Genomic DNA, 12,973 nt, shown 5'->3' on the forward strand with positions numbered 1-12,973 from the left:
AGTTTCAACTTTCTTTGTCGGCAACCGTCGGAAGCACCACGCGAAATAGCGCCCCGTGCTCCTGCGGGATATAAGAAATCTCGCCGCCGAAACGTTCGACCAGACGTTGGCTTAGGGCAAGTCCAAGGCCGGTTCCCTCAGGGCGGTTTGTCGTGAACGGTGTGAACAGCCGAGGTAGCAATTCGGGCGCGACGCCAGGGCCATTGTCCTGAACTTCTAGAACCGCCATGGTTCCTTCAGTTTTGAGCGATGCTGTTACGTGCCGTTCACTGCCGTTGTCAGTGTCGTGAAAAGACTCGATGGCATTGCGCAGAAGATTGAACATTACCTGTTCCATTTCCACGGGGTCTGCTGGAGCTATCAACGGGCTTTCAGGTATTAGAAGCTCGACCCTGACACTTTGCCGTTTCGCTTCTGAGGCCAGCAGGGTTTGTACATTTTGCAACGAAAGACGGAGGTCGGCTTTGGTGTTTTCGCTGCGTTGTGGACGAGACCAGTTGCGTAACCGATCCAGAATGGCAGACGCGCGGCGCGCCTGATCCACCATATTGTCAAGTGCGCTGGCAAGCGCCGTTGTGTTGTTGCGGCTCAATAGGCGGCGTCCGGCTTGCGCGCCAGCGAGGAGTGCCGTCAACGGCTGCGTCAGTTCATGCGCCATGCCGCTTGCCATTTCCCCCATGGTGTTGACGCGTGACGCATGGGCCAGTCGGGCTTCTAGGCCGCTCAGTTCGGCGCGACGTTCCGCATGGTGTGTGCGTTGTATCTGGCGAATGATTACCATGCCGCCGAAGAACAGCAGGTTTGTGAGAATGAGGATCGGGATCGACTGGTCCAGATGCAGCAGAGCCGCCCATCCCACATTCATGGCGGTTTCGAAAAGAAGCGGCTGAGAGGCGCTTCCCAATTGCTTGGAAAAAAGCGCGGTTCCAAATGACGCAGGGCTGCTGAAAAGGACAGTTCCGTCGGGCATGAGAATACGCCGTGCGACACCATCGCGTTGCCAGAATGTATCGTCCGAGCTGATCAGGGCATCAGCGTTAATCGATAATGTTAGCCCGTCGTGGGGAGCATCGTTATTGGGACTGCGCTTTACGATCATGTAATGCCCGGGACGCGCTGCCGTTGTGATCAGTTTCGGAACGCCGCTCGATGAAAGTGCTGCCGCTCGTATTGCTGCAGCCAACTCTGGTTCCAGCGCTCTTGTGCCGGTAACCGGCGCTGTGGGATTGATCGGTACAAGTTGAATTTCATCAATACGCGGATAGAAGCGCGTGATGGTTGTAGCGACTTCGAGAAACACGTCGTCCTGTGAGAGTTCGGCGGTTCGCGTCTTGGATTGCGCAATCGTTGAAAGCGCGGTCAAATGGGCATCATGCTGAACCGCACGCTGAGAAGCTTCGCGATGCAAAGTGAAACTGGCTGTTTCAAGTTCGGACATCAAAGCGGATCGCTGATAAACTGCGAGACAACCAACAATCAGAAGATTGAGCAGTGACCAAATGACAAATGGGAGCAAAGCAGAGCGAAATCTCGCCCATATGCTTCCATTATGCAGATTCATAGTTCCATCCCGATATCAATCGCCGTTCTGGCAAACATACCGATACTGATTTGCTGCGCCAACAGGAAATCGTCCTGTGTTCAGGTTCCAGTCACGTGAGCGAGATTATGTATCTGTGCAAGGCTGCTGGTGTTTCGCAATAGTGCTATTCCGGTGGCAGATGGTTCGTTCTGAAAGGATATCTTGATTATGGTTTTCATGCGTCGCGCGTCTTTGTTGTCTGGTGTCGTGCTGTTGCTTGCCGTTGCCGCATGCCAAAAGGAGCAGGCTCCGGTCGCTGCTGAAGCTCGAAGCTGCAAGAAGGATGTTGCAGAAACTCTTGCCGGCAAGCATAAAATGACAGACCAAGCCGCCATGCAGCTGACAGGCGCAACCATCGTCCGTCAGGTGAAGCCTGGCGATCCGGTTACGATGGATTTCAGGCAGGAGCGCGTAACTATTGAAACAGACGCTACGACCGGCAAAATCATTCGCGCTTATTGTGGTTAACTGTTTTTCATAGTCGCAACCCAAACTGAGAGCGCAAGAGAAACTTCGCTAAACAGCTAAGTTTTCCCTTGCGCTTTGTTTCATCATGTGGATAGTTAGCAATATGGCTAAGCATGATCCAGATCTTTCACTCTTGTTCCACGCGCTGGCTGACCCGACACGCCGGTCGATCCTGACCCGTTTAGCTGGTGGGCCGACCGCGGTGACGGATTTGGCAGGTCCGACCGGACTGCGCCTGCCGACGGTGATGCGACACCTTTCCGTGCTGGAAGACGCGGGTTTGATCGTATCGTCGAAGGACGGACGAATACGCACCTGTGCTATCCGACCCGAGGCGATGGAACCGGCGCGCCGTTGGATGGATGAACAGCGCGCCATTTGGGAAGTACGACTGGATCGTCTTGATGCATTTGTGATGAACGTTATGGAGGAGCGCAAAAATGACACGGAATCAGAAACTCGATAGTATTGATGTCGCGCCCATAGAAGAAGGCCGTTTTGTAACCCTCACCTTAGAGCGGGACGTGGCGGCGCCGGTGTCCGTTCTGTGGCAGGCGTGGACTGCTCCCGCCGCGCGGGCGGTCTGGTCTGCGCCGAACTCTGCCGTCGAAGTGGAATTTCTGGAAGCCGACACCCGGATTGGTGGTCGTGAGGTTTCGCTATGCAAGGTGAAAGATCAGCCCGACATTTGCTGCGAATGTGGCTGGCTCGAACTGCACCCCGCTTTACGCAGCGTGAATTATGAAGTGATCTCCAGTGAAGGCGTGAAGCAATCGGCAGCATTGGTTACTGCTGCCTTTGCCGATAAAGGCGAACGCAGCAGTGTGACGGTGACGGTTCAGTTGTCATCGCTGGCCGGAGATATGGAGGCTGGCTATAGAGAAGGCTTCAGCGCGGGGCTGGACAATCTGGGTCAGGCCGCCGAGCGCACCATGGTGTTGCAGAAAGTCATTCGAGCGCCGCGCACGGTTGTCTGGAAAGCATGGATGAATCCGGAAACCTTGCCGCTCTGGTGGGGGCCGGAAGGTTTTTCCTGTCGCACAAAGAGGATCGATCTGCGTCAGGGCGGTGAATGGGTTTTCGATATGATCGGACCGGACGGCACGGTGTATCCAAACCACCACCGCTATTGTGAGATCAAGCCGGAAGAGCGGCTCGGCTATACGCTTTTGTGGGGCGAGAATGGGCCGAAACATGCCGATGCATGGGCCGCGTTCGAGGATCAGGACGGGTTTACGAAAGTGACCTTGGGAATGGTCTTCAACACAGCGGCTGAATTCCAGGGTGCCAAGGGCTTTGGAGCCATTGAGCTTGGGATGGAGACACTGGGCAAACTGGATCGCTTCGTCACAACGAAATGAAATGCGTCAATGTGGTTCTGAAAGCAATCGAGCCCCATTCGTGAGAGACGCCTGGTCGTCTCTTACGAATGCAGACCTTTGATCTGTATGCCTACAATTTCCCTGGCCAAGGCTATCCTGTCAGCGTCGGTATCGACGCTTCTTGGTTGATACCAGATCGATAGCCAGTTGATGGCACCGAGCACCGCTTTGGCCGCTATCGATACATCGACGTGACGAATGCTGCCATCTTCTATGCCTTCGCGAATGACCTGCTTGAACAAGTCCTCGAACCGGCGTCTGATAGAGATCAGTTCGTTGAGCGTTCTGCGCTGGTCGGGTGTGGTCGCCGCGAGCTTATGCATATGAACGCCTTGCACGACGACTGCTTCGAAAGCGACGTTGTTCATCATGGCAAGCGCATGGGCCGTCAGCATCTCTTCAAGCCGGTACAGGCCAGAGCCATTCAGCGTCATAACCGGTTCCACGGCCTTGAACAGTCGTTCCATGCCTTCCCGGTGCACGTCAAAGAACAAATCTGTCTTGGAAGAATAATAATGATAGATGCGCCCCTTGGTGGAGCCCATCCTGCGCGCCACATCATCAATGCTTGTCGTCGAAAAGCCTTGTTCCATGAAACACTGGGCGGCGGTTTCCAGGATCACGACATTCCCGGTACTGTCCGTGCGGTTAGATCGGCGGCTGTCAGCCATCTGCTACTCCGATTTATGCATAGGTAAGCGGCAACCCAGCCTAGCAAATTTTGTAAGGAAAATGCCACTAGACAAGGCGATGTTCAAGTGCATGCTACGCGGTATGTTGTTGATTAATGCGACTACGGTTCATTTTTCAGCGCTTGGAGGACATAAATTTGCAAATTCAGCCTAATTCCACTGCGTCTGCGCCCTCTGCTAACGCAGAAAACCAGCTCCTGTACTCGGACTGGATCAAGATCGATCAACAGCTCGTGGATCGATTTGCCGATGTGATTGACGATTATCAATTCATTCACACAGACCCGCAACGCGCAGCGACCGAAAGTGTGTTCGGTGGCACCATCGCCCACGGTTTTCTCGTGCTTGGCCTGTTGACCAAGCTCAGCCGCGAGGTGCTGCCGGAAGTTGCGGCCGGTACGGTTGAAATCAACTATGGTTTCGACAAGGTCCGCTTCCTTTCGCCGGTAAAGGTTGGGTCTTCCATCCGTGGCGTATTCAGCTCCAAATCGGTGCAGCCGAAAGGGAATGGTCAGCTCCAGACCCTTGCTGCGACCGTTGAAATCAAAGACGAAACCAAGCCAGCGCTCGCCGCCGACTGGCTCATACTGACTGTAGGTTGAGGATCACATGGCCATTTCTTTTGAAAATCGCGTTGCAATTATAACCGGCGCAGGTGGTGGACTTGGGCGCGCTTATGCCCTCGAACTGGCAGCGCGCGGGGCAAAAGTCATCGTGAACGATTTCGGCGGCAGCCGTGACGGTACTGGCGGGGCATCGGAAGCAGCCGAAAAAGTCGTCGCGGAAATTCGCGCCAAGGGCGGTGTCGCCATTGCGGACGCAGGCAACGTTACGAAGTTCGAAGACATGCAGGCTCTGGCGAAGCGCACGGTCGAAGAATTTGGTCGCATTGATATTCTCATCAACAATGCCGGGATCTTGCGCGACAAGAGCTTTGCGAAGATGGAAATGTCTGATTTTCGCGCCGTGGTTGACGTGCATCTTATTGGCTCGGCCAATGCCAGCCGCGCGGTGTGGGACGTCATGAAAGGCCAGAACTATGGCCGCATCCTAATGACGACTTCCACGTCCGGCGTTTATGGGAATTTCGGCCAGTCCAACTATGGTGCCGCCAAGGCGGGGCTCGTCGGCTTGATGAATGTGCTGCATTTTGAAGGCGAAAAGTATGACATTCATGTCAATGCGATTGCTCCAACGGCGGCAACGCGCATGACCGGCGATGTGCTGGACGAAGAAATGCTGGTGCGTCTCGCACCTGAAAATGTCGTTCCGGCTGCGCTCTTCCTCGTGAGTGAACAGGCGCCGAGCCGCACCGTTCTTCTTGCTGGTGCAGGTACTGTGGCTCGTATGGCAATTGTGGAAAGCGAAGGTGTTTATCTGCCGAAAGGCGAGCGGACGCCGGAAGCCGTCGCCGCTGCTTTCACAAAGATCGATGACATGACCAACTTTATCGAGACCGATGCCGGTTTGGCGCATGTGGATCGCATCATCGCAACTTCGCGGGCGCATGAGGCTGTCGAATGACGGCGCAAAAAATCCGCCCGAAGGCTGAACATCGGTCAGCCTATCGGGAGTTCTACGAAATGCAGACACGCTGGAGCGACATGGACATTTATGGCCACGTCAACAATGTCGTCTATATGCAATATTGCGATGCGGCATTGAACCGGTCGTTGATCGCGGCAGGCGCTCTGGAGCTGAATGGCTCCACCCCCATCGGTATCGTCGCGCGCAATTCTACGAATTATTTCTCCGAGATTTCTTATCCTGACAGTGTCGTTGTCGGGGTACGTGTCGAGCATATCGGCACTACAAGCCTGCTATGGGGATTTGGCATCTTCAAGGATGGCGAAGAGCTGACGGCTGCTGTAAGTGAATATGTGCATGTCTATGTTAACCGAGACACGCGACGGCCTGTTCCGCTGACCCCGGAATTGAAAGAATTGGCCGGGAGGCTTTACGTTTCGGCGTCAGTGGAGGAGCTCTGATGAGAGAAGCTGTAATCGTATCAACTGCACGCACCCCGATTGGCAAAGCCTATCGCGGCGCTTTCAACGACACCACAGCGCCAGCGCTAGCGGGCCACGCGATTGCCGCTGCGGTTGAGCGCGCGGGCATCGATGGTGCCGAAGTTGAGGACGTTGTCCTTGGTGCTGCGCTTCAGCAAGGCACAACGCACATGAATATCGCCCGCACCTCCTTGTTGCGGGCTGGCCTTCCGGTTTCAGTTCCTGGCCAGTCGATGGACCGACAATGCGCTTCAGGGCTGATGGCTATCGCAACTGCCGCCAAGCAGATCACCGGCGACGGTATGACGATTGCCATCGGCGGCGGCGTAGAGCAGATCTCGCTCGTGCAGAACGACCATATGAACGTCTATCGATGGCGCGATCCTTGGTTGACGGAACATCTGCCTGCTACTTACATGAGCATGATCGAGACGGCGGAGATCGTTTCCGCTCGTTATGGTATATCGCGTGAGGCGCAGGATGAATATGCGCTTCAATCGCAGCAGCGCACAGCGGCGGCACAGGTAGCAGGCCGCCTGAACGCAGAAATTGTACCCCTTCGCTCTTCCATGCTGGTCACGGACAAGGCCACGGGCGAGGTTTCCGCGAAAAGCGTTGAGCTAGCGATGGATGAAGGCAATCGCCCCGAAACCACGCTGGAAGGCTTGCGCGGGTTGAAGCCGGTCTTTGCCGGTGGTCAGATGATCGCGCAGGGGAACTATATTACTGCTGGCAACGCCTCACAGCTGTCCGATGGTGCTTCGGCGTCTGTGCTAATGGAAGCAAAGGAAGCAGAAAAGCGGGGTCTTTCTCCGCTCGGTATTTATCGTGGAATGGCGGTCGCCGGATGCGAACCTGACGAAATGGGTATCGGCCCTGTTTATGCCGTACCCAAACTGCTCAAGCAGCATGGCCTTACAGTTGATGATATCGATCTGTGGGAGCTGAACGAAGCCTTCGCAGCGCAGGTACTTTACTGTCGAGACAAGCTCGGCATCGACAATGAAAAACTGAACGTCAGTGGCGGCGCTATTTCGATTGGCCATCCTTATGGAATGTCGGGCGCGCGTATGACCGGGCATGCCCTCATCGAAGGCAAGCGGCGCAATGGACGCTATGTGGTGGTGACCATGTGCGTTGGCGGCGGTATGGGCGCTGCGGGCTTGTTCGAAATATGTTGATTGAAACGAAAAAGGCCGGTTAAACCGGCCTTTTTCATGATATTGTCAGCGGCGGTGTCAATAAGCGGCTTTATAAATCGCCAAGGCATCCGCCTCAGTGACCTTGCGCGGATTGTTGACCAGAAGGCGGGTCTGTTTCATGGCGTCGCGCGCAAGCAGGGGCAGGTCGTCTTCCGTAATATTCACTTCGCGCAATGTCTGCGGCACGCCGAGCTCACGGCTGAGGTCCGCCAGTTTTTCGACAAAGGCTTCAGCACGGTTTTCTGCCGACACGGTGCTCAGTTCCGGAAAAACATCTGCGGCAATTTCCGCATAAACGTGGCTTGCTTCCGGCAGGTTGAAGCGCAAAACATGCGTAAGCACGAGCGCATTAGACAAGCCATGGGGTACATGGAAATGCCCACCAATCGGATAGGCGAGGGCATGAACTGCAGCAACCGGAGAATTGGCAAAGGCCTGACCGGCAAGCAGCGAGCCGAGCAGCATGGCGGCGCGTGCGTCGCGGTTCCCGCCGTTCAAGACAGCTGTACGAATATTGGCGCCGAGCAGTTGCAACGCGTTGCGCGCCAGCGAACGCGACAAAGGGTTGTTGTTGGCGGAAGCTGAAGCATAAGCCTCTATGGCGTGCACCATTGCGTCGATGCCAGTGGCGGCAGTGACCGCTGCCGGCAAGCCGACAGTCAAATCCGCGTCGAGAATTGCCATGTCCGGCAGCAGCAGTGGGGAGACGACGCCCTTCTTCTCCGATGCGCCGGTGGTGATGATCGATATAGGTGTAACTTCCGACCCGGTGCCCGCTGTCGTCGGCACCAGCACGAGCGGCAGTCGCGGTCCACGAGCGATGTTGACGCCGTAAATGTCGTTGAGCGTCTCACTGCTTTTTGCGATCAGAGCGGCAACCTTCGCAACGTCCATTGAGGAGCCGCCGCCAATGGCAATAACGCCAGTCGCTTCGTGAGCCAGAATGTGATCTTTCAGCGCGATAACATTGCCTTCTGGCGGGTCGGCCTGCACATCATCAAAGATCGAAACGGCAATGCCTGCCTGTTCCAAAGCGTTTGTGGCCGGGCCCAGAAGCCCGAGTCTACGCAATCCCTTGTCGGTTACGATGACCACGCGCTTGCCCAGCAGATGCCCGGCAATATCAGCGATCTTCGCCAGCCCGCCGGTCTGCAGCACGATGGATGGCGTTGTATTGAAAACGAAATTTTCCATGATGTTCAGGTCTTTCGATTTTGAGAGATCAGCCCGCGCGCTTCACATTGAGTTCGCGATCGATCGTATCTCCGGTAATGCCTTCGCTGCGTAGTACATGTTTCTGAATTTTACCGCTCGAGGTTTTTGGAAGAGATTCCAAAATTCGCACATAGCGCGGCACCATGAAGCGTGGCAGCCGGCCTGCGAGAAATTCCAGCAGTTCCCCGGCGACGATTTCCTGTCCCTCGACAGGAGTTACGGCGATCAGCACTTCATCTTCGCTCAATTCGCTTGGCACTGCGATGGCCGCGCATTCCTTGACGGTGTGGTGGAAAAGCACTTCGGCCTCCAACGCAAAGGAGGAGATATTTTCGCCGCGCCGCCGAATGACGTCTTTCAGGCGATCTACGAAGAAATAGACGCCATTTTCATCCTTGCGAAAGCTGTCTCCGGTGTGAAACCAACCATTGCGCATCGCTTCGACGGTGGCCTTCGGGTTGTTGTAGTAACCTTTCATCAACGCCCAGGGGCGGTCGGAGCGGATGACCAGTTCACCGGCTGTGCCATCCGGCACTTCGATGTCGTTTTCGTCAACCACGCGCAGCTGATACCAGGGGCGCGGCTTTCCGGCGATTCCCTTTTGCGTAATGCCGGGTCCAGCAACAAGCGGGCTGGCGATTTCGGTCATGTTGTAAATGGTCCATGCCTCGATGCCGAATCTTTCCGCAAATAATGGGCCATCCTCGCCGAACGGGGTAATGAAGGCGCGCCGCAGCGGGTGGTTGCGATCATCCGATGAAACTGGTTGTTTCAGGAGGAAGCTCGCCATGACGCCGAGCAACAGACAATAGGTCGAGTTCGTTTCTCGAACAGCCTGCCAGAAATGCTGAGTTTTGAACTCGCGCATCATGCCGATGGAAAGGCCGCGCGCCAGCATCGCGTAGACATAGAGCGTGGAGCCGCAATGGAAGATCGGACCGCAGATCATGCAACGATCCGTTTCATCCACGCAGTCAAAGGCGTCAGGACCCATTGTATAAAGCTGCACATAAGAGGTTACGACACCCTTGGCATTGCCCGTCGTGCCAGATGTGTACATGATGGCAAGCGTGTCCCAAGGCTCAATCGGCTTGTCGAGAACAAGTTCGGTCTCGCTGACTGTTTCCACGTCAGTCAAAGGCTGGATTTCTACGCCAGCAATGGTGCAGTCTATGGTGCCTTCGACCACCAGAACTTTGCGCAGCTTGCCGGGGGCGATACTCAGCAATCGTTCCATCAGATCGGCGTGAGCAACCATCAGTGGTGCATCCGCGTCGTCCAGAATATGTTCCAGCGGGCGTCCACGTGCTGCAGTGTTGATCGGCACATAGACAGCGCCAATATAGTTGATCGCGAACCAGGTGGTAAGTAGATCCGGGCCGTTGCCCATAAAACAAAGCACGTGATCGCCGCGTTTTACGCCATGGGATTGCAGCGTTGCCGCGCGCTGGCGAACGCGGTCGCGGGTCGTCTTGTAATCCCATTCCGTCGACGGCCAAAAATGCACGAATGGTGCCGTGGGGCGCTCGGCTGCATATTGATCGAGAAGATATCGTAACACGGAATGGTTACGGTTGAGCGCGCGCTGGTCTGGCGTCATGTTCTGAATTCCTCCTACCCGGCCGCAACTAAACCTTCAAAAGAGGGCAGTTGCAAACCTGTTTGGAATATGCAACATACTCGGTAGTATGTCAAAGCGAAAACATCTGGGAGGATGGAAATGGCCATAGTCGATATCAAGCGCGAGGGACCGATTGCGGTGGCGCGCTATGACCGGGGCGGCAAGGCCAATGCTCTCAATGAAGAATCAATCAAGGCGCTCATCCAGGCAGCGGACGAATTATCGGCGGATGACAGTGTTCAGGTCGTAATCATCGCCGGAACCGAAAGCCGATTTTCCGGTGGCGTTGATTTGAAGGATGAGAACCTGTGGCGCAACGATGCGGACGCTGTCTCTCGCCACACGGCCATGTCGCTCGGCGGCGTCATGTGTGATCGGTGGCGGTTGCTGCCGCAGATCACGATCGCGGCCGTCGAGGGACCGGCCGTTGGTGGCGGCGGCATTCTGGCGTTGGCAGCCGATTTCCGCGTTATGGCTGAGGGCGCCTTCTTTCAGTTTCCAGAAGTCCGTCTGGGCATGACGCTGGGTTGGGGCGGACTGCCCCTTTTGTCGTCGCTTATCGGCCCGACGCGTGCCAAGCGCGTGCTTTTCGCCAATGAGCGGATCGGCGAGCAGGACGCGCTCAATATGGGGCTTTGCGACAAGATTGCTCCCGCAGGTGAGGCGGTAGAAGCCGCAAAACTCTTCGCGCAAACAATCGCCGAATGCTCGCCTTTAGCCCTGCGGATGACCAAGAGGGCTATTGATCAAGAACACCGCGCCAACTGGGCCGCACCTTATGAAGCAGACCAGTTTTATCTGGCGAGACTGATTGTGGAAAGCAGCAGTCAGTCGGGCTGACACCGTTATTATTTGGGAGGAGGAAAACCATGACAATGAAATCAATGATGCTTTCGGGTGCATTTGCCGCAATGGTGCTTGCAAGCCCGGCTTTGGCAGAGCCCGTTCGACTGGGTGTGCTGACGGATATGTCCGGCATGAATTTCGATCTTGCTGGCGAAGGCTCGGTCGTTGCGGCCAAGATGGCTGTGGAGGACTTCGGTGGCAAGTTGAATGGCGAGGCCATTGAAGTCATCGTCGGCGATCATCAGAACAAGCCGGATATCGGATCCACGCTGGCGCGCAGCTGGATCGATGAGAAGAACGTCAAGGCCATTATCGACGTGCCGACATCGTCGGTCGCAATGGCGGTTCAAGAGATCGCGCGTGACAAGGACGTAGCTTTTCTGGCATCGACCGCAGGTTCCTCGGACCTGACGGGCAAGGCCTGCTCGCCAACGACGGCGCAGTGGACCTGGGATACTTATTCACTTGCCAATGGTACCGGTCGCGCCATGACGCAGGAAGGTGGCAAGAAGTGGTACTTCATCACGGTTGACTACACCTTCGGTCATGCCCTCGAACGGGACACGACAGAAGCCGTCAAGGCAAGCGGCGGCGAAGTTGTGGGCTCCGTGCGTCATCCACGTGAAACCACGGATTTCTCCTCCTTCCTGCTACAGGCGCAAGCGTCGGGCGCTGACGTGATTGCCCTTGCTAACTCCTCGGGCGATACGATGACTGCGCTCAAGCAGGCCAATGAATATGGCATTGCTCAGGGTGGACAGAAGATTGCGGGCATGTTGCTGTTTCTCTCCGACGTCCATAGCGTTGGCCTCGAGACTGCAAAAGGACTGACACTCACCACCGGCTTCTACTGGGATTATGATGACCAGACCCGCGCTTGGTCGAAGCGCTTCGGCGAACGGATGAACGGCAAAATGCCGACAATGGTTCATGCTGGCGTTTACTCGGCGGTCATGAATTATCTCAAGGCTTCGGAAGCAGCGAAGTCCACCAGCGGCAAGGTGGTTCTGGACAAGATGCGCACGATGGATATCAATGACTTCTTCGCCCGCAACGCAAAGCTGCGCGCAGACGGTCGTATGGTACACGACATGTATCTTGTTCAGGTAAAGTCGCCTGAGGAATCCAAAGGTCCGTGGGACTATTATAAAGTTCTGCGCACCATTCCGGGCGACGAGGCGTTCCGTCCGCTCGATAAGGGCGGCTGTCCTTTGGTCACGCAGTAAGAGGCTTATTGAATGACAGCTTCTGGCAATGTGACGGCTCTGCGTGAAGCAGGGCCGTCGAGCTCGAATTCTCCATCGCAAGCCGCTGCGCGTCCTGTTTTGTCGGCGCGCGGCTTGGGCAAGTCGTTTGGCGGCTTTTATGCGGTGAGGAATGTCGATCTTGATGTGGACCATGCCCGCGTTCATGCGCTGATCGGCCCGAACGGGGCTGGCAAGACGACGGTCTTCAATCTTCTGACCAAGTTTCTCCAGCCGACAAGCGGCGAGATCACGCTTCTGGGCGAAACGATTACCAAGACCGATCCGGCCAAAGTGGCGCGGATGGGACTGGTGCGCTCGTTCCAGATTTCCGCAACCTTCCCGCATCTGACGGTGCTGGAAAACGTCAAGGTGGCGCTGCAGCGCCCGAACGGCCTTGCCACGCAATTCTGGCGTTCGCTTGCAGCACTCGACCGGCTGGATGCGCAGGCGATCGCGCTTCTGGAACGCGTCGGCCTTGCCGATGCCCGTCATGCACTGGCTGCGGATTTGTCCTATGGCCGCAAGCGCGCGCTGGAAATCGCCACCACGCTTGCGCTCGATCCCAAAGTGCTGCTGCTCGATGAGCCGATGGCCGGCATGGGCCATGAAGACGTTCACACCATCGCCGCCCTCATTGCCGATGTCGCGAAGGATCGCGCCGTTTTGATGGTGGAACACAATCTCAAGGTGGTGGCCGATATCGCCCACC

At 56.0% G+C, this 12,973-nt stretch carries 14 protein-coding genes; 10 read left to right on the top strand and 4 right to left on the bottom strand.

The annotated features are described in order from the left end of the window. Nucleotides 1-4: 4 nt before the first annotated feature. Entirely contained in the window at nucleotides 5-1,438 is a 1,434-nt protein-coding gene (locus tag JAU75_RS13665; protein ID WP_247880486.1) for an ATP-binding protein, read from the bottom strand. Nucleotides 1,439-1,750: 312 nt separating this feature from the next. Between JAU75_RS13665 and JAU75_RS13670 the strand changes: the two genes are divergently transcribed. From JAU75_RS13670 to JAU75_RS13680, 3 genes are all read left to right on the top strand, one after another. After that, entirely contained in the window at nucleotides 1,751-2,050 is a 300-nt protein-coding gene (locus JAU75_RS13670) for an I78 family peptidase inhibitor (RefSeq protein WP_199057045.1), read from the top strand. A gap of 103 nt (nucleotides 2,051-2,153) precedes the next feature. Continuing rightward, the gene (locus JAU75_RS13675; protein ID WP_199057046.1) at nucleotides 2,154-2,516 is read left to right on the top strand and encodes a metalloregulator ArsR/SmtB family transcription factor; all 363 of its coding nucleotides are present in this window, start codon (nucleotides 2,154-2,156) and stop codon (nucleotides 2,514-2,516) included. Further along, complete coding sequence (locus tag JAU75_RS13680) at nucleotides 2,491-3,411, top strand: SRPBCC family protein (RefSeq protein ID WP_199057047.1); 921 nt, start codon at nucleotides 2,491-2,493, stop codon at nucleotides 3,409-3,411. The genes JAU75_RS13675 and JAU75_RS13680 overlap by 26 nt, the downstream gene beginning before the upstream one ends. A 62-nt stretch (nucleotides 3,412-3,473) precedes the next feature. Here JAU75_RS13680 and JAU75_RS13685 read toward each other — a convergent pair whose 3' ends face one another. Then, a complete protein-coding gene (locus JAU75_RS13685; protein WP_199057048.1) occupies nucleotides 3,474-4,103 on the bottom strand; it encodes a TetR/AcrR family transcriptional regulator in 630 nt (209 codons plus the stop codon). Nucleotides 4,104-4,261: 158 nt separating this feature from the next. Here JAU75_RS13685 and JAU75_RS13690 point away from each other — a divergent pair, with 158 nt between their 5' ends. Genes JAU75_RS13690 through JAU75_RS13705 form a run of 4 tightly spaced genes read left to right on the top strand, consistent with a single transcriptional unit; the run spans nucleotide 4,262 to nucleotide 7,314 of the window. Then, complete coding sequence (locus tag JAU75_RS13690) at nucleotides 4,262-4,726, top strand: MaoC family dehydratase (RefSeq protein WP_247880487.1); 465 nt, start codon at nucleotides 4,262-4,264, stop codon at nucleotides 4,724-4,726. Nucleotides 4,727-4,733: 7 nt separating this feature from the next. Beyond that, entirely contained in the window at nucleotides 4,734-5,648 is a 915-nt protein-coding gene (locus JAU75_RS13695; RefSeq protein WP_199057050.1) for an SDR family NAD(P)-dependent oxidoreductase, read from the top strand. Further along, complete coding sequence (locus JAU75_RS13700; RefSeq protein WP_199057051.1) at nucleotides 5,645-6,112, top strand: thioesterase family protein; 468 nt, start codon at nucleotides 5,645-5,647, stop codon at nucleotides 6,110-6,112. Before JAU75_RS13695 ends, JAU75_RS13700 begins: the two co-directional genes overlap by 4 nt. Further along, nucleotides 6,112-7,314, top strand: a complete 1,203-nt coding sequence (locus tag JAU75_RS13705) for an acetyl-CoA C-acyltransferase (protein ID WP_199057052.1) — start codon at nucleotides 6,112-6,114, stop codon at nucleotides 7,312-7,314. Before JAU75_RS13700 ends, JAU75_RS13705 begins: the two co-directional genes overlap by 1 nt. Before the next feature lie 57 nt (nucleotides 7,315-7,371). Here JAU75_RS13705 and JAU75_RS13710 read toward each other — a convergent pair whose 3' ends face one another. Further along, nucleotides 7,372-8,529, bottom strand: coding sequence for an iron-containing alcohol dehydrogenase (locus JAU75_RS13710; RefSeq protein WP_199057053.1), 1,158 nt, complete (start codon nucleotides 8,527-8,529; stop codon nucleotides 7,372-7,374). 28 nt (nucleotides 8,530-8,557) lie between these two features. Further along, entirely contained in the window at nucleotides 8,558-10,150 is a 1,593-nt protein-coding gene (locus JAU75_RS13715) for an AMP-binding protein (protein ID WP_199057054.1), read from the bottom strand. Between the two features lie 120 nt (nucleotides 10,151-10,270). Between JAU75_RS13715 and JAU75_RS13720 the strand changes: the two genes are divergently transcribed. From JAU75_RS13720 to JAU75_RS13730, 3 genes are all read left to right on the top strand, one after another. After that, nucleotides 10,271-11,011 (top strand): enoyl-CoA hydratase/isomerase family protein, encoded by a 741-nt coding sequence (locus JAU75_RS13720; RefSeq protein WP_199057055.1) that lies wholly within the window; start codon nucleotides 10,271-10,273, stop codon nucleotides 11,009-11,011. A gap of 29 nt (nucleotides 11,012-11,040) precedes the next feature. Next, entirely contained in the window at nucleotides 11,041-12,243 is a 1,203-nt protein-coding gene (locus JAU75_RS13725) for an ABC transporter substrate-binding protein (protein WP_199057056.1), read from the top strand. 12 nt (nucleotides 12,244-12,255) lie between these two features. Continuing rightward, on the top strand, nucleotides 12,256-12,973 hold a 718-nt coding region (locus JAU75_RS13730; protein ID WP_199057057.1), incomplete at its 3' end, for an ABC transporter ATP-binding protein.

It is taken from the genome of Ochrobactrum sp. Q0168, assembly GCF_016427605.1.
Taxonomy (GTDB): Bacteria; Pseudomonadota; Alphaproteobacteria; order Rhizobiales; family Rhizobiaceae; genus Brucella.

Bases quoted from the DNA above. Each gene is read 5' to 3' on its own strand.
- JAU75_RS13715 (WP_199057054.1), bottom strand. From the start codon at position 10,150: ATGACGCCAGACCAGCGCGCGCTCAACCGTAACCATTCCGTGTTACGA.
- JAU75_RS13705 (WP_199057052.1), top strand. From the start codon at position 6,112: ATGAGAGAAGCTGTAATCGTATCAACTGCACGCACCCCGATTGGCAAA.
- JAU75_RS13680 (WP_199057047.1), top strand. From the start codon at position 2,491: ATGACACGGAATCAGAAACTCGATAGTATTGATGTCGCGCCCATAGAA.
- JAU75_RS13695 (WP_199057050.1), top strand. From the start codon at position 4,734: ATGGCCATTTCTTTTGAAAATCGCGTTGCAATTATAACCGGCGCAGGT.
- JAU75_RS13670 (WP_199057045.1), top strand. From the start codon at position 1,751: ATGGTTTTCATGCGTCGCGCGTCTTTGTTGTCTGGTGTCGTGCTGTTG.
- JAU75_RS13720 (WP_199057055.1), top strand. From the start codon at position 10,271: ATGGCCATAGTCGATATCAAGCGCGAGGGACCGATTGCGGTGGCGCGC.
- JAU75_RS13685 (WP_199057048.1), bottom strand. From the start codon at position 4,103: ATGGCTGACAGCCGCCGATCTAACCGCACGGACAGTACCGGGAATGTC.
- JAU75_RS13665 (WP_247880486.1), bottom strand. From the start codon at position 1,438: ATGTCCGAACTTGAAACAGCCAGTTTCACTTTGCATCGCGAAGCTTCT.
- JAU75_RS13700 (WP_199057051.1), top strand. From the start codon at position 5,645: ATGACGGCGCAAAAAATCCGCCCGAAGGCTGAACATCGGTCAGCCTAT.
- JAU75_RS13675 (WP_199057046.1), top strand. From the start codon at position 2,154: ATGGCTAAGCATGATCCAGATCTTTCACTCTTGTTCCACGCGCTGGCT.
- JAU75_RS13710 (WP_199057053.1), bottom strand. From the start codon at position 8,529: ATGGAAAATTTCGTTTTCAATACAACGCCATCCATCGTGCTGCAGACC.
- JAU75_RS13725 (WP_199057056.1), top strand. From the start codon at position 11,041: ATGACAATGAAATCAATGATGCTTTCGGGTGCATTTGCCGCAATGGTG.